The following is a 22,470-nucleotide window of genomic DNA, read 5'->3' on the forward strand; positions in this document are numbered from 1 at the left end:
TCTCAGGCTGAGAGAAACACTTTGCAATGATTTTAGTAAAGGAATATATGGATGAATCCAAAGAAAAGATTAAAGAAAAATCTGGCCCTAATGCTTGCCGTTATAGCAATGATTGGCGGGAGCTTAGGAGTGGTAGAGCAAGGAGCAGATAAGGTTTATGCTAGTGATACGCTTAGTCTAAGCTGGGAGAGCGAGGATATTGTGCCGGAGAATAATACCCTTACCAAAGATGAGATTACGGTAGAATTTAGCGGCGATACCGATGAGGATAACTGGACAGGAAACGTATTGTCTAACACAAGCGGAACATTTACATTTACAGCGCCAAACTATGAAGCGTTTGAAAAAATCGAGGTATACGCTACCGTGGAAGGATCCTATGAGATCACCGGGGAAAATGAGGATAGCTGGATGCTGCAAAGTGGATATTATGAGTGGAGCGGCGATGTATCCGGCAGTGTGGTGATGCATTGTATGGCCTGTGAAGATAGCGAATTTACAATAAACTGCGTGAAATTTTATTTTGATGAAGACAGTGTGAATGAGCAGGTGAAAAATGTCGTAACATTAATTAATTCGATTGGGGATGTGACATATTCCGCACAGTGTTACCAGTTAATTACAGCGGCAAGCACGGCGTATGCTGCACTGTCAGCGTCGGATCAGGCACTGATTAGTGATGCAACATATCAGATTTTGACAGATGCAAAGGCAGCATATGAAAAAGCTTTGAAAAATACCATGGTAATGGTCAAAGTATCAAAGAATTATTATACGCTGCTTAACGAATCCAAAAAAACCGTAGCCATTGTCGGAACAGACAAGACGGGGACGTTAACAATACCGGATACCATTACGGTTGCGGGCTTTACTTATAAAGTGACGCAGATTAGCCCTGGAGCATTTGCCAAGAACAATAAGATTAAGAAGGTTGTCATTGGATCGAATGTTGTTAAAATCGGGAAAAATGCATTTTATAAATGTGAGAATCTCAAAAAGGTTGTCATTGGAGCGAATGTAGAGTCAATAAAGGCGAAAGCATTTTACCAATGTACAAATCTCAAGAAGTTAACAATCTACTCAAAGAAGCTGTTGGCCAAAAATATTGCGACAAAGGCATTTAAGAAGACCTACAGTAAAATGACGATTACCGTTCCTAAGGGGAAGAAGGCCGCTTATAAAAAGATGCTTAGGAAAAAAGGAATCACTGCGAAAGCGACATTTAAGGTATAACTTTGTTTTGAGACTATGCATAAAGAAAGAGGAGTAAGGAATGATTACGAGCACTTCATCCAAACAGCTAAAAGCAATTGTGCAGCTCAATAAAAAGGCGAAGATAAGAAGAAAAGAAGGTCATTTTGTGGCAGAGGGGCTTCGCATCTTTCAAGATGCACCGCGCGAGCTCATAGAACAGGTTTATGTATCGGAGCATTTTTGGGAAAAAGAAGAGCATAGGAATTTGCTTCATGATTATCCTTATGAGGTTGTGGCAGATCATGCATTTGCATCCGTTTGTGATACGAAAACACCGCAGGGCATTTTGAGTATTATTAAGATGCCGACTTATGAAAAGGAAGCGCTGTTTACAAAGGCATCGCCGCTGTTTATGATATTGGAGGATCTGCAAGATCCCGGTAATCTAGGAACCATCCTAAGAGGAGCAGAAGGCGCAGGTGTGGACGGTGTGATTATGACAAAGCAGACAGCAGATTTGTTTCAGCCGAAAGTAATTCGTTCGACGATGGGTTCTATCTTTCGGATGCCATATCTTATTGTGGAAGATTTGCAAGAGACCTTGCAGGAACTTAAAGAAAGAAAGATTAAGACTTATGCGGCTTATTTAGATAAAAGTGCAGCGGATTATGGTACATTTTCGTATGAACAGGGGACGGCTTTTGTAATCGGAAATGAAGGGAATGGTTTAAAAGAAGAGACCGCAAAGGCCGCGCAGGAGAGGATTATGATTCCAATGCATGGCAGCTTAGAGTCTTTAAATGCAGCTATGGCAGCAACAATCCTGATGTATGAAGCAGCACGTCAGAGAAGGTAAAATTTGAGAAAGTAGTACTTACGTGCTATAATAAGCTTGAAGAAAGGAGGAATCATAATGAGTCTTGCGATTAGTCCAATTTCGTCGGTAAGTACAAAAGTGGTGCAGCCGATTAATTATGCACTGAAAAATGAAGCGGATGTCTCGGATGCTTATGTGTCTCAAGTAAAGCAGCAAAATAAGATTGATGATGTGTCGCCGGTGATTTATCCGACCTCACAAGTGATGAAGCAGACTGAGAGCGTGGATCTTTCTGCACGATTAGAGAAAGCACAGCAAGTGGCGCAAGGGTATAATGAGATTGCTTCTTCCTTTGGGGGCGCAACCGTTGGCTATGCAAGTGATCGCAGTGCACTTGCTTATCAGGCAATCGGAGCCGGATTTGATATGTATGCTTAAAGATTGGAGCTTGCAGGGGAATATCGGATTCTAATACATAAATTTTTTTAAATTTATTGTTGACAGATTGTAAGAGCGTATAGTAGACTATACAACAAGTGAAAACAATGAAAGTCATTGAGCAAAAGTAGTAGCCTTTGATGAAATCTTTTCAGAGAGCCGGCGGTTGGTGTGATGCCGGTAAGATATGCGCTTAGGTGAATGGATTTGTTAGACGCAAAGTGAAAGCCGATGGTAAGTAGCGGATGCCGTGTCCTCACGTTACAGGGGTAAGATATCGAAGATTGAATCTTCCGTATTGGATTGAGAAGTAATAAGGGTGGTACCACGATATATTCGTCCCTGGTTGTAGTTTGCAACCAGGGGCTTTTTTATTTAGTAAAGCCGATTACCGAGCAGTCCAAATCAGAAAGGATCGGATGTACATGAAGAAGAAACTAAAGATTTATAAAAAGACAGTTAGCATTGTAAATGAAGCAGCCATAGACATGTATGAAGCACTTGTGGGAAATGGCAAAGGCTTCATGCTAGAAAGTTATAGTAAGGACTATGATCGGTTTACATTTTTTGGAGCAGAGCCGACGGCGATTATCACTTCTGTTCCGGAAGGATTAAAAATTGTGAATATCCGGGGACAGGAACGAATTCTACAGGGAAATTCATTTACGCTGTTAAAAAAGTATTATGACGAGTTTGATGTTTCGAAAGGACGAGAAGATCTGGCATTTCACGGAGGACTGGTTGGAAATCTTGGATATGATTTTGTCAGATATACAGAAGTGCTTCCGGATGATAACCCGGATGAGATTGGAATCGAAACCATTCAGATGATGCTTGTAACAGAGTTTGTGATGGTCGATCAGGTGGCAGAGACCTTAAGCGCCATTGTACTTGAAGAAGATTCAAGAGAAGGCGAGATGAGAGCCGGCAAAAAAATCGAGAAGATGCTGAGCAAGATTCGAAATGCAAAGCCGCATGAAAGAGAGGCATTTAGCCATGATGGCAAGATTGTGAAAAAGTCGGATACCCTCGAAGAATATGGACAGAAGGTAGAAAAGATTCGGGAATATATAAGAGAAGGACATATCTTCCAGACAGTGCTTTCGCAGAGATGGACGATTGAAACGCAGCACGATGGATTTACCTTATACCGCGAGCTGAGGCAACTGAACCCTTCGCCGTATCTGTATTACTTTAACTATGGACAGTTCGAAGTGATCGGAAGTTCTCCGGAGATGATTGTAAAGCAGCAGGGCAATCGGGTGTATACTTGTCCAATTGCGGGAACAAGGCCAAGAGGCAAGACGCCGGCGGAAGATGAGAGGTTAAAGGAAGACCTTCTTGCAGATGAAAAAGAACGCGCAGAACATGTGATGTTAGTTGACCTTGCAAGAAATGACATGGGACGCATCTCAGAGTTTGGAACCGTAAAAGTATCGAAGTTCATGGACGTGCAGTATTACTCACATGTCATGCACATCGTATCACTGGTAGAAGGAAAGAAAAAAGGTGAGTATAAACCGCTCGATTTGGTAGCTTCTTTCTTACCGGCTGGAACACTTTCCGGAGCACCGAAGATTCGGGCGATGGAGATTATCGATGAACTAGAAACAGTAAGAAGAGGACTGTACGGAGGCGCAACCGGATACATTGATTTTTCAGGAGATATGGACTTTTGCATCACGATTCGTACGATGGTGAAAAAAGGAAAGCAGGTATATCTGCAGGCAGGAGCCGGAATCGTGGCAGATTCACAGCCGGAAAAGGAATACAACGAGTGTTGTAATAAAGTGATGGCACTTGCGAAGACCCTGGTAGAGGAGGAGAACTTATGATATTACTGATAGACAATTACGATTCCTTTACTTACAACCTGTACCAGTACATCGGAGTCTTTAACGAAGATATTAAAGTCGTACGAAACGACAAAATCACAATAGACGAAATCAGGCAAATGAATCCGGAGCGCATTGTTTTGTCACCGGGCCCAAAAAGTCCAAAGGAAGCGGGCATCTGTATGGACGCCGTAAAGGAATTTGCCGGTAAGGTGCCAATCCTGGGCATTTGCCTGGGACATCAAAGCATCGGAGAAGCATTTGGAGCAACCGTTTCTTATGCGAAGGAGTTGTATCACGGAAAACAGTCACTGGTAGAACATGATGCAGATGGAATCTATGAAGGAATCGAATCGCCGATTAAGGTGGCAAGATATCATTCGCTTGCAATTATAGAAAAGACGCTTCCTGAGTGCCTGGTGGTAACCGGAAGAACCGAAGATGGCGAGATTATGTCCATCAAACATAAGGAGTATCCGGTTGTGGGAATTCAGTTCCACCCGGAATCCATTTACACGCAGCATGGAAAACGCATGATTGAAAATTTCTTAAATATGTAAGGAGACGCGAGATGATTTTAGATGTAATCGTGGAAGACAAGAAAAAAAGACTAATAGAAGATAAAAATAGAGTGCCGTTTGAAGAAGTAAAAAGGGAGGCACTTAAGCTGGTGGAGGCAGATGCATTTACCGGTGGCCGCTTTTATGAGGCGCTTGCGAAAGAGGAACTTTCGATCATCGGAGAATTCAAAAAAGCATCTCCGTCACTTGGCAATATCAAAAAGACCATGGAACTGACAGACAGAATTGATGATTATAACGCATCTGTGGATTGTATCTCCTGTCTGACAGAACAAGATCATTTCCTTGGAAATATTGATTACTTTAAACAGATTCGAGCGATTTCCAAGCTGCCAATGATCCGAAAAGACTTTATGATTGATGAGTATCAGTTTTATGAAGCAAAAGTAATCGGAGCAGATGCAATCTTACTGATTGCGGCAATTCTAGACGATGCGCAGATGAAAGATTTTTATCAGCTGGCTGAGAGCCTTCACTTAGATGCACTCGTGGAAGTGCACGATGAAAAGGAAATGGAACGCGCGCTTAAGATTGATCCAAGGATTGTCGGTGTTAACAACCGTGACTTAAGAGACTTTACGATTCGCCTTGATAATACGAAGCGCCTTTCGCCGATGGTGCCGGAAGGAAAAGTCTTTGTGGCAGAAAGCGGCATTGTGGAAGATGATGATGTGAGATTTTTAAAAGAGTGTAATGTGAATGCTTTCTTAATTGGAAGAGCCTTTATGGAATCGGAGAATCCTAAGGAAAAAGCAAAGCACTGGAAGAACATCTACGCGGAGGCTTAAGAGATGAGCGCAGGAGTAAAGATCTGTGGGCTGACCACAAAGCAGGATATTGCGTATATCAATGAGCTTAAGCCAAAGGCGGCAGGATTTGTAGTCGGATATCCAAAGAGCAAACGAAACTTACCCTTATCAGAAGCTGAATTGTTGATGAAGGAAGTCGATCAAGAAATTTTAAAGGTGGCCGTAACTGTATCGCCGGAAGTTGCATTTGCCATGGAAATCGAAGAGGCAGGATTTGACGTGCTGCAGATTCACGGAGAATTTGATAAGCGTATCTTAGACGAATGCAAGATCACAATCTGGCGGGCTGCGAATATCAAGGAAAGTTTAGACGCCTATCATGAGGCGATGAAGTTGCCAAAGCAGGTAAAAGCCGTTGTCCTTGATGGGGCAAATGCCGGCGGCGGCAAGACATTTGACTGGGAGCAGGTAGTATCCGAAATCAAAGAACGGACAAAACTACTGATATTGGCCGGCGGATTAAATCGTGATAATGTAGCGCAGGGGATTAAAACCTTTCACCCTGATTTGGTAGATGTAAGTTCCGGCGTAGAAGGAACTTGCGGAAAAGATAGAGAAAAGATTCAAGAATTTATGACGGAGGTAACGAGAAATGGATAAAAGATATTATGGAGAATTTGGTGGACAGTTTGTTGCTGAGACACTGATGAATACATTAAAGGAACTGGAAACAGCATTTGAAGAGGCAATTCAAGACCCAAAATTCTGGGAAGAATATAACTATTATTTAAAGCAGTATGTAGGACGCGAGACGCCGCTTTACTACGCTGAGAATTTGAGCAAAAAGTATGGCACGAAGATGTATTTAAAACGTGAAGATCTGTGTCATACGGGAGCACATAAGATTAATAATGTAATCGGTCAGATTCTTCTTGCCAAGCGCATGGGTAAGACTAAGATTATTGCTGAGACGGGAGCCGGTCAGCACGGCGTGGCAACCGCAACGGGCGCAGCGCTCTTTGGCATGAAGTGTACGGTTTACATGGGACAAGAAGATATCGAGCGTCAGGCGCTGAATGTATTTCGTATGAAGATGCTAGGTGCTGATGTGGTCAGTGTCCGTTCCGGCAGCAATACTTTAAAGGATGCGACAAATGAAGCAATCCGTACCTGGGCGAAGACAGCAGAAGATACGTTTTATATCATCGGTTCGGCTGTTGGTCCATATCCATATCCAAGAATGGTTAAGGAATTTCAGAGCGTGATTTCCAAGGAAGCCAAGGTGCAGCACTATGACGCAGAAGGAAGACTTCCGGATGTGGTTATGGCATGTGTCGGAGGTGGTTCGAATTCCATCGGTATGTTCGCAGACTTCATTGAAGAAAAGGAGGTAGAACTGATTGGCGTTGAAGCAGCAGGACTTGGAATCGAAACCGGAAAGCATGCATCTGCAATGGCACTTGGACAGCCGGGAACGCTTCACGGCATGCGCTCTTATCTGCTTCAGGATGAAGATGGTAATGTACAACTTGCGCATTCCATTTCTGCAGGTCTTGATTATCCGGGCGTTGGACCGGAACATGCCTACCTTAAGGATTCTGGCCGCGCAACTTACGTATCGATTACCGATGAAGAAGCGATGGATGCACTGATGGAACTGTGCGAGGTAGAAGGTATTATCCCGGCAATCGAGAGTGCGCACGCACTTGCATATGCATTTAAGAAGGCAAAAGAGATGACACCGGATCAGAGCATGATCTTATGTCTGTCAGGCCGCGGAGATAAAGACGTACCAACAATTATCGACTACATGGAAAAGAAGGACAATTAGGAGGAGAGGCAGATGAACCGCATCGATCAAAAATTACAGACATTACAAGAAAAAGGCGAAAAAGCATTTATTACATATATGACGGCAGGGCTTCCGGATATGGAGCGCTGCAAGGAACTGATTCGAACACAGGAGAAGGCAGGCACGGATGTGATTGAACTTGGAATTCCGTTTTCAGATCCTGTTGCAGACGGCCCGGTGATTCAGCAGGCTTCTTACGAATCTATATTACTCGGAACGAATATTACAAAGGTCTTTCAGGCAGTGGAAGAAGTAAGAGGAGAAGGCGTAGAGATTCCAATCGTATTCATGCTTTACTACAACACGATTCTGCACTATGGCGTGCAGGCATTTGTAGACAGATGTCTGCAGGTTGGCGTTGACGGACTGTTAATTCCGGATCTTCCATATGAAGAGCAAGGCGAGATAAATGCCTGCTTAGACGGACAAGATACGACATATTTACTTCAGCTGGTTTCGCCGATTTCGGCAGACCGTATTGAGATGATTACCAAAGAGGCAAAGGGATTTGTCTACTGCGTCTCTTCTATGGGGGTTACCGGTCAGGCGGCTGACTTCCATAAGGAAGTTCGCTCTTATCTTGAGAAGGTAAAGGCGGCATCACCGATTCCGATTATGATGGGATTTGGTATCCGTAACGCAGAAGATGTTGCGAATCTAAAGGATACGATTGATGGTGCAATCGTGGGAAGTTATTTTATTAATCTGATGAAACAATATGGCTATGACATGAGCGTTGCGGAGCAGTATATCCGCAAGTTCAAAAAAGAGCTGAACGAAAACTAGGCACCAGGCAAAGGAGCGTGACTTATTATGGAAATGAAAGAAGCAATTGCAACAACCGCATCCGGAGAGAATCTGACTAAGGCACAGGCTGAAGCAGTTATGGAGATTATGCTGAGCGGAAAAGCGACGCAGGCACAGATTGGTGCATTTTTGGCCGGCCTTCGACTAAAAGGCGAGACAGTAGAAGAAGTGACTGGATTTGCCAATATCTTAAAAGAAAAAGCAATGAAGATTCATCCTAATGTTAAGAAGTTTATCGATTTTGTGGGAACCGGTGGAGACTGTACCTACAGTTTCAATATTTCTACAACTTCTTCGTTCGTGGTTGCGGGAGCCGGTGTTCCGGTTGCCAAGCACGGAAACCGCTCGATTTCAAGCAAGTCAGGAGCCGGTGATGTGCTTGAAGCACTTGGGGTAAATATCTTATCAGAGCCTAAGAGAGTGCAAGAAGAAGTAGAGCAGATTGGTCTTGGCTTCATGTTTGCTCCTAACTTTAACCAGTCGATGAAGTATGTCGGTCAGGCAAGAAAAGAACTTGGCATCAGAACGGTATTTAACATCTTAGGACCACTTGCGAATCCGTCCAATGCAACATATATGTTAATCGGTGTCTATAGTCCGGATCTGACAGAGACAATTGCCAATGTTATGAAGAACATGGGCGTGGAACATGCAATGGTTGTAAGTGGATATGACAATATGGACGAAATCACATTAACGGATAAGACCAGAATATCACAGGTGCGAGATGGTAAGGTAAGAACTTATGAAATTGCGCCGGAAGATTATGGATTTAAGAGAGCGGCAATGGAGGAACTGCAAGGTGGTGACGGAGCAGAAAATGCGAAAATCACACGGGGAATTTTGGAAGGAACCATTACAGGGCCAAAGCGTGATATTGTTCTTTTGAATGCTGGTGCAGCGCTTTATATGGCAGAGGAGGCTGACAGCATAGAACAAGGAATCGAGATGGCAAGACAGTCCATCGATCAGGGGAAAGCACTCTATGTGTTAGAAGAACTGATTCGTGCGCATTGATGTTTAACTCAGTCGGAGTACAAGCTCCGACTGAGTTAAACGCTCCGCGAGGATGCGCACGGATTCGGACAGGAATTTGTCTGCTGAAGCAGACCCGAATCCGGCGCGCAAGACTCGCGAGCGAGTCTTGACGAATTCTTAAAAAGATATCTATGACAGTTGTGTGATAGATATCTTTTTTTGGTATAATAGAACGTAAGAATTAGATAGGAAGAGGAGTATTATGAGAAAGCTAAGACAACTTATACTGCCGCTTATATTGCTGCTGATGCTTATGGGAGGTGGCTGTTCGCAGGCAGAAATTGCCGATGAGAGTTTAGTCGTCAGCAACGAACAAAGTAGTGTCAGCGAAGAAGAGACGAAGACGCAAGCAGCACAGGAAGAAGAGCAAGAACAAGAGTCTCATAAAGAGGCTGCGGATAGTAGCGAGCAGACTTCGAATGCGTTTGATATTACGCAGATTCCGGAGTACTGCGGAGTTGCATCTTATGTGGTGAATAATAATGAACCGTATTTTACGGAGGATGAAATTACAGATGAGGCATTTGAAGATTATGGCGCGCTCGATTCGCTTGGTCGATGTACAACAGCATTTGCCTGCGTAGGAACCGAAACCATGCCGACACAAGAACGTGGATCAATCGGTTCAGTAAAGCCGACAGGCTGGCATACTGTAAAGTACAATGGAATTGATGGTAATTATTTATACAATCGCTGCCATTTGATTGCGTATTGTTTGGGAGCAGAAAATGCAAATGAGAAGAATCTGATTACCGGAACCCGTTATATGAATGTAGAGGGAATGCTTCCTTATGAAGAGGAGACGGCTTCTTATATTGATCGCACACAAAACCACGTTATGTATCGTGTAACACCGATTTTTGAAGAAAATAATTTTTTGGCAAGTGGTGTATTGATGGAAGCGTACTCGGTAGAAGATGAGGGGGAAGGAATCTGTTTTTGCGTATATTGCTATAATGTGCAGCCGGATATTACGATTGATTATGCTACCGGAGATTCGAAAGGAGAAGAATTTACCGGATCTGCCTCTTCTGCATCGGATGAGGAAACATCGCAAAGCAAGGAGTCTGAGAATACGACGGATGCTGATTATGTGATTAATACCAATACAAAGAAATTTCATTTGCCAACTTGTTCGAGTGTGAAAAGAATGGCTCAAAAAAACACTAAGACCTATCATGGTGATAGACAAGAACTGATTGATGAGGGATATGATCCATGCGGGAATTGTAATCCATAGGGGAAAGGGGGATGGACAGTGCTATCACAGGTATTGCGGTCTGTTGAATTTTATGTAGGAATAGAAGTGTGGGCATCAATTTTGTGTTTTGCTGCCGCGCTTTATCGTTTGGTTGGAAGGCTGCCAAAGGATGGACGAACCAAGATGTGTCTGCTCCTTTTCGTTACCGGAATTATGATGCTTGGAGATGTGTTCGCGTGGGGATATAACGGTATTAGCGGTCAATTTGCAAGACATGTAATCATTGTTGGTAATTTTCTGTGTTATTTTGGTCCGTATCTTGTTTGTTATATTTATGGATGGTATATGAGAGACTTTACTTCGAGACGTAAGGTTACGGAGGTTATCAAAGGAATCTTATATCTAGATACGTTCTATGGGATGATTACGTCTGTTATATCGTTGTTTAACGGAATGTACTATTATGTTGATGATGCGAACCGATATGTGAGAGGTCCATTGTTCCTGCTATCGCAGAACATCGGTGTGGTTTTTTTCATTCTCGTGGTCATTATTTTGATTATCGAACGAAAATATATGGGCTGGACGATGTTTTTTATCTTTTTTTGCTATGTAGGATATCCGACGGCAGCAGTTGTGTTTTCGGTCTTTCGGCAGATGCCTTATTCGCAGTTGAACCTTGGTATTTCAATGGCGGTACTGACGATGTTCGTATTTATGATGCATATGCAGCGCGTTCTTTTGGATAAGCAGAGTGCGGAAATTATTATGCAGCAAAAAGAAATCAATGAATTGCAAATAGGTATCGTAATGTCGCAGATTCAACCGCATTTTATGTTTAACTGCTTAAATTCAATTTATTATTTGTGTGAAAAAGATTCGCATAAGGCACAAAGAGCGATTGATAATTTTGCGAAATATCTGCGTGGTAATATGGATTCTATGAAAAATACAGAAGCCATCACGTTTCAGCAGGAACTCGATCATGTTAAGACTTATCTGGAATTGGAAAAAATGAGATTCGAAGAAGAGTTGAAAGTCGAATACGATCTTCAGGTGGAAAGCTTTTTTATTCCGCCCCTGACGTTGCAGCCGATGGTGGAAAATGCGGTAAAGCATGGTGTGGGAAAAAAGATTGGCGGCGGAACCGTAAGCATTCATACGTATGAAACGGAACATGAGTATGTTGTGTGTGTAAAAGACGATGGGGTTGGATTTGAATGTAATGAAAAGAAGAACGATGGACGAACACACATCGGGATCGAAAATGTTCGCCAGCGGCTTAAGGAAATGGTGGATGGAAGATTAATTATAGAATCAGAGGTGGGAAAAGGGACAAAATCCATGATTATTATTCCAAAATAGGCATAAGATTTCGTTATTTTAGAGATAATTTATATTTGTGTGTCCTTTTTGTGACCTAAGTACTAGTATTATGTACTCAGAAAAGAAACAACCCCCCTCATTTTAAAGTTTGTATTTAGTACGAATTTTTATCCCTCATTTCTTTTCTATTACTCCTCAATCGGTGAGCCCCCCAGCTCACCGATTTTTTTTACATTATACGATGCCAAAAAAGATTACCCCTTTGCAAATTCTTTAAATTTAAGGAAGAAATCTTAATATTTCTTAAGATATATTTTTGGGAAAACCGTGCTATAATGATAAAAAAGCAGGGGAACGCATTCAATATGGGAGTATGATATTATGAAAAAAAAGGCAAGTTACATTGCGGCATTCTTATCCTGCGCCATACTGGTTGCAGGTATCTTATTGTCTCCGCTGCAGGCAGAGGCGAAGAGTGGACCAAGACTTTCTGAAAAAAGCTATAGCCTGACGATGGAAGCGGGAAAAAACACCTTTAGCCTGCGCCTGATAGGAGGAAAAGGAAAAAGCAACTGGTCGGTGACCAAAGGAAGCGATGTCATAAGTTTAAAAAAAGAAAATAAGAAAAGATATACAGTCAGTGCAAGAAAAGTAGGAAATGCGATTATAAGCGTAAAAACCGGTAGAAAGGTTTTGCAATGTAAGGTGGAAGTTGTAGATTTGAAAGCACCATCTTTAGGAGTAAAATCCAGTGCCAATTGTGCATTGCTTAAATGGAGCGGTGTAACAGCGGCGGATTATTATGAAATCTATCGCAAGACCGGTAAAGGCTCCTATTATTTACTTCGAACTTTCCGGGATGATAATAACGAACATTATGTATTTGCCGATTATACGGTAGCGTCCGGAGAGGTATATACCTACAAAATCAAAAGCGTATATAAGAATATAAAAAGTAATGATTCTAAAGAGGTGACGGTAAAAATACCTTATAAAAAAGGGCGAAGATTTTCTGGTGTCAAATAAAAGAAAAGGCAAAGGCAGGGTGATAATTCATCCTGCTTTTTTGCGCGGTCTGCCAGGCTTTTACACAAACAGCGAGGATTTTGGCAAGAAAAGGGATAGCCTTGACGAGTGGAAAGTGCTATGATAAAATTCCTGTGTTAGTTTACCGTGATAAATTGGTAGTAGAAGAAAGAGGAATTATTATGAAAAAAAGATTAGTGGGAGTTTTATTGACATTTGCTCTTGCAGGGGGAGTACTTGCAGGATGCGGAAGCAGTGCTAAGAGTGATTCGGCAAGTGATAATGCGTCATCTACTTCAGAGACACAAGCAGATGAATCCGGACGTACACAGCTGATTGTTGGTTTCGATGCAGAATATCCACCATATGGATATATGGATGAGGACGGGGAATATACCGGTTTTGATTTGGAACTTGCACAAGCTGTTTGTGATATGGAAGGATGGGAACTTGTAAAGCAGCCGATCGACTGGAGTTCTAAGGACGGAGAACTTAATAGTGGTTCAATCGATTGTATTTGGAACGGTTTTACAATGAATGGCAAGGAAGATGACTATGAATGGTCTGATGCTTATGTAAACAATGAACAAGTAATTGTGGTTGCTAAGGATTCCGGAATTGAAACATTAAGTGATTTGTCAGGAAAGATTGTCGGTGTGCAGGCAGCATCTGCGGCACTTGATGTATTGACAAATGAAGATTATCAAAAGGAGCTTGGAGATACCTTTTCGCAGTTACAGCAGTTTGCAGACTATAACGTAGCATTTACAGAACTTACAACAGGTTCACTTGATGCAGTGGCAATCGATATTGGTGTTGCAAAATACCAGATTGAGGAGCGTGGAGAAGGAAAATACATGATTCTCGATGAAAAATTAAATTCCGAACAGTATGGTATTGGATTTAAGCTTGGCAACACATCACTTCGCGATGTAGTAAATGCAGACCTGCATAAGCTTGCAGAGGATGGAACAGTAGCAGAGCTTGCTGAAAAATACGCAATCGAAGATATGATTTGCATCGAATAATTTTAAGATAAGAGGTTTTTCCTAATGGAAATGGATGTAATACTACAACAACTTACAGGAGGATTCTTGCGTTCGCTGGGAATCTTTGTATGGACTCTGGTACTTTCTGTGCCGTTTGGATTTGTCGTTTGTAAAGGCCGGATGTCCAAGATAAAAGTTGTGAGTGTACTTGTGAAAATTTATATAGATATAATGCGCGGAACACCACTGATGCTGCAGTTATTTGCCTGGTATTTTGCGCCGCCTTTGATATTTGGTGTGCAGATGCCGATGCAATACCGGTTTATTGCTTTGGTTATAGGATTTACACTGAATTATGCTGCATATTTTGCGGAGATTTATAGATCCGGAATACAATCAATGCCAATTGGACAGTATGAGGCAGCTAAGATTCTTGGATACAGTAAGAAGCAAAGGTTTCACAAGATTATTCTTCCGCAGGTGATTAAGCGTGTTCTTCCTGCGATGACGAATGAAATTATTACACTCGTGAAGGATACATCATTGGCATATGCGATTTCATACAGCGAGTTATTTGCAATAGCAAAGCAGATTGCAGCTGCGCAAACAACCGTTTCGGTAATATTTATTGCAGGTGTGTTTTATTTTGTGTTCAATTATATTGTTTCATTTGTAATGGGACGAATTGAAAAGAAACTTGCATATTATCATTAGGAGGAAGCAAATATGAATTTGCTTGAAATGAACCATATTCAAAAAAAGTTTGATGAACTTATGGTATTAAAGGATATTTCCTTTCATGTAAAAGAAGGCGAAATCTTGTCTATTATCGGGCCGTCCGGTTCCGGCAAGTCAACGCTTCTAAGGTGTGCGACGATGCTCGAGACCATAGATGGTGGCGAAATCATATATTTAAATGAAAAAGCAGCCTATGCACAAGACGGTACGGTTGTTTATGCAAAAGGAGAAAAGGAAAAACAGATTCGAAGTTATTTTGGACTGGTATTTCAAAATTTCAATTTGTTTCCGCACTACAGTGTCCTGAAGAATCTGATGGATGCACCGATTTGTGTACAAAAACGAGATAAAAAAGAGGTTCAAAAGCAAGCGATGTCGCTTTTGGCGCAGATGGGACTTGAGGATAAAGCAAGTGCTTATCCATGTCAGCTTTCCGGTGGCCAACAGCAGCGTGTGGCAATTGCCAGAGCGCTTGCTTTGAATCCGAAGATTTTATTCTTTGATGAACCGACTTCGGCATTGGATCCGGAATTGACAGGAGAAGTGCTTAGAGTCATTCGCTCGCTGGCAGATCGCCATATGACGATGGTAATTGTGACTCACGAGATGGATTTTGCTAAGGAGATTTCAGATCGAATCATGTTTATGGATCAAGGGAATGTTATTGTAGAGGGAACTCCGCAAGAGGTCTTTGATTCAGATAATGAACGTATGAGAGGATTCCTGGGAAAATTGAATAAATGTTGATAAAAATGCCGTTCCTAAAAGGGGGACGGCATTTTAGTTCCGCAATATTGGACTGTATTTTGAATATCTTTTAGTTAATAAAAATGAGGAGCGTAAAGATATGAAGAAAAGCAGTTTAATAAGAGTTGGAATGATTTTGATTATGGTGATGATGCTTTCGGCAGGATGCAGTGGGCTTATTTATGCGGTACTAAGGAGTTTGTCCTTTTCGGTAGACGCAGTTATGGCCGGCGGAATTTTTTTAGTGTTTATTGGAATCTGGGGGCTTTGCTTTTTTCGAACGAATGCAGACAAAAGATGCAGACGTTTTCGTGCGGCATAAGAAGAAAGACGAAGAATAGATTGACAATAAAATAGGGAAATAACTATAATGGAATAGATTATAGATTCAGAGAGGATAGGATGGTAGATATGAGGAAAATAGGACGATTTGTTGCAGCAGTGGTCTTATCTACGACAGTACTTTGCACAGTGTCGGCAATAGGGACAACGCAGGTAAGCGCAACAACCACTACGCAGACAACAGATACAAAATCAAAAGACAATTCTCTTTCTTCCCTTTCATTGTCAGAAGGAACTCTTTCACCGAGTTTTAAGTATAGTACGACAAGTTATACAGCAACTGTACCAAATGAAGTAACGAAGGTAGAAGTTAATGCAACACTAAGTAATTCGAAAGCAACGATTAAGTCGATTAAGGGAAATGACAATCTTCAGGTCGGCGAGAATACAATTAAGATTACTACGAAGTCGGAAGCCGGAACGAAAGCCGTTTATACGATTGTTGTAACAAGGCAGGAAGCGACATCGACAACGCAGACAACAGATACTGAGACAACGGAAGATACCGTGACGGCGGGGGCGTCGTCAGAATCTGCAATCACATATCAGGAGGATGGAACCTTTCTGATTGATGATGCAACATATAATGTCAGTCAGGATTTTACAGATGATAAGATTCCATCAGGGTTTGCAAGAGCAACGGTAGATATAGGAACGGAACTTACCGGAATGCAAGATAGCGCAAGTGGAGTGAAGCTTTTATATCTTGTAAATGCTGCGGATGCGAATGATACTCGTTATATTGTGGTGGATGAAACAGCAGAATCTTATGAAAATTACCTGAAACTAGAAAGTGATGATCATTATGTTATCGTAACACCGGTTCCGATTGAAGGGACAGTTCCGGACAACTATACAAAGGCATCATTGGAAGTAAAGGGCGTAACGCTTACTTTATATGAGCCTTCTACAGGCGGGGCATTTTATCTGTTTTACGGTGTGAACCAAGAAGGAACAGGCGCGTGGTATCAGTATGATGCATCAGAAGAAACTTACCAAAGGTATAATGAAGATTTATCGCTTACAACTGCGAATTCAGAATATATAAGCAGCGCTTATGATGAACTGAAAGAAAAGTATGAAGATCTTCAAGGTCATTATAGGGTACTCATGGGAATTGCTTTTGCCGCAATTGTGGCAATTATTATCCTTGTGATCAATCGATTGATACGAGGACGTCAAGAGGATGATGAGGAGGATGACGAGGAGAAAGAGGATAAATCGGTATTAGATTTCGGGGATGACAAAGGCGTTTTGCGATTTGCTCGTAAGAGTAAGCAGGAAAAGGAAGTGCGAAAGGAAGAACAGGCAGTCACGAAAGAAACTCCAAAAACAATTGTCAATGACCCGCTAGAAGACGAGCCAATTGAAGATCCGCGTAAGGATTTTGAGATGGATGATTTTGAAGAAGCAGATTTCAAACAGCCACTTCCTGTGTCAAAGGAGATGCCAAAGCCTAAAGAGCAGCAAAAACCGGCTGATTTGCAGACGCAAACAAGCCAAAGTACTAATCCAAAGCCATCGGATAAGCCAAAGACGCAGAAAAAACAGATGGATTTTGATGACATCATGGATTTGAATGATCTGTAGGAAGGACAAAGAAGCATATGCAGTCTAATTATACAAAAAAAGCTAAGAAAGCCTTGGAGCTTGCCAAGCGGGCATCCAAGAATATGCAACATAATTATATCGGCAGTGAACATATATTACTTGGTCTGATTCGGGAAGAAACAGGTGTAGCGGCCAAGGTGTTAGAACAGGTTAATGTTGAGGAAGCAAAGGTTGTGGAACTGATAGAGGCTTTGATTGCTCCCGGCACTATCCAGGTTTTGGAAAAAGAAGGATATACGCCGAAAGCTCAGCTTGTATTAGAAACAGCAAGTCGACAGGCCGAAAGATTTCATTCCAAATTGATTGGAACAGAACACATTTTGCTTGCTATCATTCTCGAAAATGAATGCGTTGCATCAAGATTGTTCCATACGTTAGGTGTTAATGCACAGAAGATATTTACAGAGATATTGCTTGCAATGGGAGAAGATCCGGCAGCCTATAAAGATGAATTCCAAAACGGCAAACCGATGAAACATAAGTCTTTTGGAAATACACCATTATTAGATCAATATTCTAGAGATTTGACAAAGCTGGCAAAAGAGGGAAGCCTAGATCCGGTCTTTTGTCGTGAAGCAGAAATCAATCGTGTGATTCAGATTCTTAGTAGACGTGGAAAGAACAACCCTTGCTTGATTGGGGAACCGGGAGTCGGCAAGACCGCAATTGTGGAAGGGTTGGCACAGATGATTGTCAGCGGATTGGTTCCGGATTCCATTGCAGGAAAGCGATTGGTGACGCTTGATTTGTCTGCAATGGTTGCAGGCTCAAAGTATCGTGGTGAATTTGAAGAAAGAATCAAGCGTGTTATAGCAGAAGTGGTTTCGAATGGTAATGTATTACTGTTCCTGGATGAAATCCATACCATTATCGGAGCCGGAGGAGCGGAAGGTGCAATTGATGCATCTAATATTTTAAAGCCGTCTCTTGCGCGAGGAGAGATTCAGCTTCTTGGCGCTACAACAATCAATGAATATCACAAATATATTGAAAAGGATCCGGCATTGGAACGACGTTTCCAACCGGTTACGGTAGAGGAACCGACAATCGAGCAGACGATTCAGATACTAGAAGGCATCTGTCCGAGATATGAAGCACATCATGGAGTGACGATAACGCCGGAAGCATTGCAGGCAGCGGCACAGATGAGCGCAAGATATATAAACGACAGATTTTTGCCGGATAAGGCAATCGATGTTGTAGATGAAGCAGCTGCAAGAACGCGGATTCATGGCGTAAGTTTTCCGGATGGAGTGGCAGGCTTGCGACGTGACATTTTAGAGCTTGAAGAGAAGATGGAAGAAGCTATGAAGAAGGGCGATTTTGAAGAGGCATCCGCACTGATGCAGACGAGTCGTGAAAGTAAGGAAAAGCTTCAAAAGATTACGGAGAAGTATCAGCGCGATTCTAAACGCAAAAAGCTTGTAGTAGATGAAAATGCGATTGCACAAACGATTTCTGATTGGACTAAGATTCCGGTTAGAAAACTAGAGGAAGGCGAGACGGCCAGACTCAGAAGATTAGAGAAGACTTTGCATAAGCGCGTGATTGGCCAGAATGAGGCTGTTATGGCTGTTTCGAAGGCTGTACGCCGCGGACGAGTGGGAATAAAGGCGCCGAATCGGCCGATTGGCTCTTTCTTGTTCTTAGGACCTACAGGAGTCGGTAAGACAGAGATTTCGAAAGCGTTAGCAGAGGCTGTCTTTTCCGATGAAAAAAATATGATACGTGTTGATATGTCTGAATATATGGAGAAACACAGCGTGTCCAAAATGATTGGTTCACCGCCGGGGTATGTGGGTTACGAAGAAGGTGGCCAATTAGCAGAAAAAGTAAGACGTAATCCATATTCGGTGTTGCTTTTTGATGAAATAGAAAAGGCACATCCGGATGTATTCAATGTATTGCTTCAGATTCTTGACGATGGCCATGTGACAGATGCACAAGGGCGTAAGGTTGACTTTAAGAATACCATCATTATCATGACCTCTAATGCCGGGGCCCAGTCTATTGTGGAACCAAAGAAGTTGGGATTTGGAGCAGGCGAGGATGAAAAGCAGGATTATGAACGCATGAAGTCCGGTGTGATGGAAGAAGTGCGTCGAATCTTCAAACCGGAGTTTTTGAATCGAATTGATGATATTATCGTATTCCATGCACTTAATAAAGACCATATGAAGGATATTATGAATCTGATGACAAAAGAGCTGATTCATAGATGCAAAGAGCAGATGGATATTACGATTAACATAAAAGCATCGGTTAAAAAATATATATGTGATAAAGCATTTGACCCGAAATACGGAGCCAGACCACTTCGACGTATGATTCAGACAAAACTAGAGGATGAGCTTGCGGATGAAGTAATTAACGGCGTGATTAAGAGAGGCGATACCGTAGATATCGGAATGAAAAAAGGCGAGATTGTATTTGAAGTTCGTCAATAAGATAGTGACAAAACCAAGGGGGATAAGGTATAATTATCCCATGTGGTAAAAGTATCAAATACATGCTTTTGGACAGAAAATATAAAGATTGCATTGTTGCACAGGAGGATAAGAAAGATGGCAGTAATTGACGAACTGATCAAGAAGGAAGAAGATGGAAGCATCAGTTTTGGGAATTATGAGCTGGACAGCAAGGCGAAGCTTGATGGTTTTGAGGTTTCCGGAGATCTTTACAAAGTAAAGACATATAAGGATATCACAAAGCTTGAAAGAAATGGATTATTCGTATATGAATCAGTACCGGGAACAACAGTGACTGACTTAGCACTTGCAGAGTCAGGGGTGACCTTTAAGGTAGAAGGTCCTAAGGATGCACAGATAACCTTGGAACTTGAAGCAGAAGAAGAGTATGAAGTGGAAATCGGCGGAAATTCAGTTGGTAAGATGAAGACTAATCTTGGAGGCAAGATCACGTTCGGTGTAGAATTAGAAGACGCTGATCAGATAACAGTAAAAGTTGTAAAAGTAAGTTAAATAATAAGGAATTCCGCTGTGAGTTTTCGCAGCGGAATTTTTTTGTGAAATTTTATTCTCGTTTTTCTTGACGAAACAGAACGCATGTTCTATAATTCGTTTAAACAAATGTTCGATTAATGAGGTGAAGTTATGGCGAAGGGTAAGACAACGATTTTCTATTGTCAAAATTGCGGATATGAATCAACAAAGTGGGCAGGACAGTGTCCGGCGTGTCATGAATGGAATACATTTGCGGAAGAAGTGGTTTCTTCTGTTAAGAAGGGCAAGCGGGAAAGCAAAAGAAGCGAACAAGAAGCGCAGCTTTATAAACTTTCCGATATTGAACTTAAGAAAGAAGAGCGTACATCGACCGGCATGGAAGAATTCGACCGTGTACTTGGTGGGGGACTGGTGAAAGGCTCCTTGGTGCTTTTGGGCGGTGATCCGGGGATTGGTAAGTCTACAATTTTGCTTCAAGCCTGTCGGTTAATGGCACAGAATGGAAAGAAGATTATTTATGTGTCCGGAGAGGAGTCGCCAAGGCAGCTTAAGATGCGAGCCGATCGTATGGGAGAATTTGCAGAAGGAATGTCGGTTTATTGCGAGACGAATCTCCTTACGATTGAACAGATGGCAGTGAGAGAAAAGCCGGACATTCTTGTGATTGATTCCATACAGACGATGTATCATGAAGAAATCACCTCTGCACCGGGAAGTGTATCGCAGGTTCGCGAATCCACCGGAATTTTTATGCAGATTGCAAAGCAGCATGGCATAACAACTTTCCTGGTTGGTCATGTGACGAAAGAAGGGGTGGTTGCCGGTCCGAGAGTTTTAGAACATATGGTGGATACGGTCTTGTATTTTGAAGGTAATCGCCATAATACCTTTCGCGTATTGAGAGGTGTAAAGAATCGTTTTGGGGCAACCAATGAAATCGGTGTATTTGAAATGTCGCATAATGGTCTTAGGGAAGTCGTTAATCCTTCGGAGTATATGCTTTGTGGAAAACCAACGAATGTGACCGGTTCGGTTGTTGCCTGCGCAATGGAAGGAACAAGACCGGTTTTGCTTGAAATTCAGGCACTGGTGTGTAAGACGAATTTTTCAATGCCTAGAAGGACGGTTGCAGGTACCGATCATAACCGCATGAATCTGCTTATGGCCGTCGTTGAGAAAAGGCTGGGATATGCGCTTTATTCCTGCGATGCATATATTAATATTGCAGGTGGGATGAATATGAATGAGCCGGCAGTAGACCTGGCTGTTGTACTGGCTATTGTTTCAAGTTATAAGAATATCATTATTGAGGATGATGTGATTTGCTTTGGAGAAGTCGGTTTGAGCGGTGAAGTAAGGGCTGTCACTATGATGGATGTAAGAGTCCGTGAAGCTGTAAAACTAGGATTTCGAAAAGCAATCCTTCCACAAGTATCCAAGGAGGCAATCGGGAAGGTAGACGGTATAGAATTAATTGGGGTAAAGAATATTAAAGAAGCTGTAGATGCGATTAAGTGAACTACCTGATTGGAAAAGCCGTAGTGGAAAGAAGCGATTGCAGGTTTTTTTGCTATGGATAGGCGGGATGAGCAGCCGGATTTCATTGCGAATCCGTATGCATTCTTATATAAGAATTCGCCCGGTCATACGATTCAATCAAATCACTACAAAATGGCTAAGAAAAATAAGGATAAAAAGCTAAATAAAATAATTGCAAAAAGGTGTTGACATAGATGTCATATGATGCTAATATAATCAACGCACGTGTTGAGGAAGAAAAAAACAGTCTAAAGAGCAACACAAAAAACTATCAAAAAAAATAAAAAAGTTGTTGACAAGAACGTCAGGACATGATAGTATTAAATAGTTGTCGGCAAAAACAAAAACCGACACGAACCTTGATAACTGAACAGTGAAATAACCTTGAAAAATTCTAAGAGAAACGTTCTTAAAAGAACAGTTAATCGATTAGATTAACACCTTAAAACAGTAAAGCATCTGACTAAAAGGGATGCACAAGGATAAAAAGCCAAGAAGTAATTCTGAAGCAATTATCAAAAGATTAAACATGAGAGTTTGATCCTGGCTCAGGATGAACGCTGGCGGCGTGCTTAACACATGCAAGTCGAACGAAGCACTTTATTACGATCTCTTCGGAGTGACGATTTAGTGACTGAGTGGCGGACGGGTGAGTAACGCGTGGGTAACCTGCCTTA

The 22,470-nt window shown here is 42.0% G+C and carries 21 protein-coding genes, 1 rRNA gene and 1 other annotated feature; all 22 genes read left to right on the forward strand.

Annotated features, from left to right (window positions below):
• Positions 1–51 precede the first annotated feature (51 nt).
• Positions 52–1,233, forward strand: a complete 1,182-nt coding sequence (locus BLS20_RS02820) for a leucine-rich repeat domain-containing protein (protein WP_090171970.1) — start codon at positions 52–54, stop codon at positions 1,231–1,233.
• A gap of 40 nt (positions 1,234–1,273) precedes the next feature.
• On the forward strand, positions 1,274–2,050 hold the full coding sequence (locus BLS20_RS02825) for a TrmH family RNA methyltransferase (protein ID WP_090171972.1): 777 nt from the start codon (positions 1,274–1,276) through the stop codon (positions 2,048–2,050).
• A 57-nt stretch (positions 2,051–2,107) separates the two neighbouring features.
• The gene (locus BLS20_RS02830) at positions 2,108–2,449 is read left to right on the forward strand and encodes a hypothetical protein (protein ID WP_090171984.1); all 342 of its coding nucleotides are present in this window, start codon (positions 2,108–2,110) and stop codon (positions 2,447–2,449) included.
• A gap of 108 nt (positions 2,450–2,557) precedes the next feature.
• Positions 2,558–2,796: a binding site (T-box leader), on the forward strand.
• Positions 2,797–2,874: 78 nt separating this feature from the next.
• Positions 2,875–4,284: an anthranilate synthase component I gene (gene trpE, locus BLS20_RS02835; RefSeq protein WP_090172049.1), complete on the forward strand. Its 1,410-nt coding sequence runs from the start codon at positions 2,875–2,877 to the stop codon at positions 4,282–4,284.
• Positions 4,281–4,844 (forward strand): anthranilate synthase component II, encoded by a 564-nt coding sequence (locus tag BLS20_RS02840; RefSeq protein ID WP_090171986.1) that lies wholly within the window; start codon positions 4,281–4,283, stop codon positions 4,842–4,844. Before trpE ends, BLS20_RS02840 begins: the two co-directional genes overlap by 4 nt.
• An 11-nt stretch (positions 4,845–4,855) precedes the next feature.
• Positions 4,856–5,653 carry an indole-3-glycerol phosphate synthase TrpC gene (trpC, locus tag BLS20_RS02845; RefSeq protein WP_090171988.1) on the forward strand — a complete coding sequence of 266 codons (798 nt, stop codon included), beginning with the start codon at positions 4,856–4,858 and terminating at the stop codon, positions 5,651–5,653.
• Positions 5,654–5,656: 3 nt separating this feature from the next.
• The gene (locus BLS20_RS02850) at positions 5,657–6,274 is read left to right on the forward strand and encodes a phosphoribosylanthranilate isomerase (protein ID WP_090171990.1); all 618 of its coding nucleotides are present in this window, start codon (positions 5,657–5,659) and stop codon (positions 6,272–6,274) included.
• Positions 6,267–7,445 carry a tryptophan synthase subunit beta gene (gene trpB / locus BLS20_RS02855; protein ID WP_090171991.1) on the forward strand — a complete coding sequence of 393 codons (1,179 nt, stop codon included), beginning with the start codon at positions 6,267–6,269 and terminating at the stop codon, positions 7,443–7,445. Before BLS20_RS02850 ends, trpB begins: the two co-directional genes overlap by 8 nt.
• Before the next feature lie 12 nt (positions 7,446–7,457).
• Positions 7,458–8,252 (forward strand): tryptophan synthase subunit alpha, encoded by a 795-nt coding sequence (gene trpA / locus BLS20_RS02860; RefSeq protein ID WP_090171993.1) that lies wholly within the window; start codon positions 7,458–7,460, stop codon positions 8,250–8,252.
• Between the two features lie 27 nt (positions 8,253–8,279).
• The gene (gene trpD / locus BLS20_RS02865) at positions 8,280–9,290 is read left to right on the forward strand and encodes an anthranilate phosphoribosyltransferase (RefSeq protein WP_341443177.1); all 1,011 of its coding nucleotides are present in this window, start codon (positions 8,280–8,282) and stop codon (positions 9,288–9,290) included.
• A gap of 223 nt (positions 9,291–9,513) precedes the next feature.
• The gene (locus BLS20_RS02870) at positions 9,514–10,551 is read left to right on the forward strand and encodes a DNA/RNA non-specific endonuclease (RefSeq protein ID WP_090171996.1); all 1,038 of its coding nucleotides are present in this window, start codon (positions 9,514–9,516) and stop codon (positions 10,549–10,551) included.
• Positions 10,552–10,569: 18 nt separating this feature from the next.
• Complete coding sequence (locus BLS20_RS02875; RefSeq protein WP_090171998.1) at positions 10,570–11,877, forward strand: sensor histidine kinase; 1,308 nt, start codon at positions 10,570–10,572, stop codon at positions 11,875–11,877.
• 342 nt (positions 11,878–12,219) lie between these two features.
• Complete coding sequence (locus BLS20_RS02880; RefSeq protein ID WP_090172000.1) at positions 12,220–12,864, forward strand: fibronectin type III domain-containing protein; 645 nt, start codon at positions 12,220–12,222, stop codon at positions 12,862–12,864.
• 182 nt (positions 12,865–13,046) lie between these two features.
• A complete protein-coding gene (locus tag BLS20_RS02885) occupies positions 13,047–13,892 on the forward strand; it encodes a transporter substrate-binding domain-containing protein (protein ID WP_090172003.1) in 846 nt (281 codons plus the stop codon).
• Positions 13,893–13,916: 24 nt separating this feature from the next.
• On the forward strand, positions 13,917–14,567 hold the full coding sequence (locus BLS20_RS02890; protein ID WP_090172006.1) for an amino acid ABC transporter permease: 651 nt from the start codon (positions 13,917–13,919) through the stop codon (positions 14,565–14,567).
• Positions 14,568–14,579: 12 nt separating this feature from the next.
• On the forward strand, positions 14,580–15,338 hold the full coding sequence (locus tag BLS20_RS02895; protein ID WP_090172008.1) for an amino acid ABC transporter ATP-binding protein: 759 nt from the start codon (positions 14,580–14,582) through the stop codon (positions 15,336–15,338).
• A gap of 100 nt (positions 15,339–15,438) precedes the next feature.
• Positions 15,439–15,660, forward strand: coding sequence for a hypothetical protein (locus tag BLS20_RS02900; protein WP_090172010.1), 222 nt, complete (start codon positions 15,439–15,441; stop codon positions 15,658–15,660).
• A gap of 89 nt (positions 15,661–15,749) precedes the next feature.
• On the forward strand, positions 15,750–17,270 hold the full coding sequence (locus BLS20_RS02905; protein WP_176762266.1) for a cadherin-like beta sandwich domain-containing protein: 1,521 nt from the start codon (positions 15,750–15,752) through the stop codon (positions 17,268–17,270).
• 17 nt (positions 17,271–17,287) lie between these two features.
• Positions 17,288–19,738 carry an ATP-dependent Clp protease ATP-binding subunit gene (locus BLS20_RS02910; RefSeq protein WP_090172014.1) on the forward strand — a complete coding sequence of 817 codons (2,451 nt, stop codon included), beginning with the start codon at positions 17,288–17,290 and terminating at the stop codon, positions 19,736–19,738.
• A gap of 117 nt (positions 19,739–19,855) precedes the next feature.
• Positions 19,856–20,272 carry an endosialidase gene (locus BLS20_RS02915; RefSeq protein WP_090172016.1) on the forward strand — a complete coding sequence of 139 codons (417 nt, stop codon included), beginning with the start codon at positions 19,856–19,858 and terminating at the stop codon, positions 20,270–20,272.
• A gap of 132 nt (positions 20,273–20,404) precedes the next feature.
• Positions 20,405–21,772, forward strand: coding sequence for a DNA repair protein RadA (gene radA, locus BLS20_RS02920; protein ID WP_090172018.1), 1,368 nt, complete (start codon positions 20,405–20,407; stop codon positions 21,770–21,772).
• 546 nt (positions 21,773–22,318) lie between these two features.
• Positions 22,319–22,470, forward strand: a 16S ribosomal RNA gene (locus tag BLS20_RS02925); the annotation flags it as partial.

This window comes from Eubacterium oxidoreducens (assembly GCF_900104415.1).
Taxonomy (GTDB): Bacteria; Bacillota; Clostridia; order Lachnospirales; family Lachnospiraceae; genus Eubacterium_C; species Eubacterium_C oxidoreducens.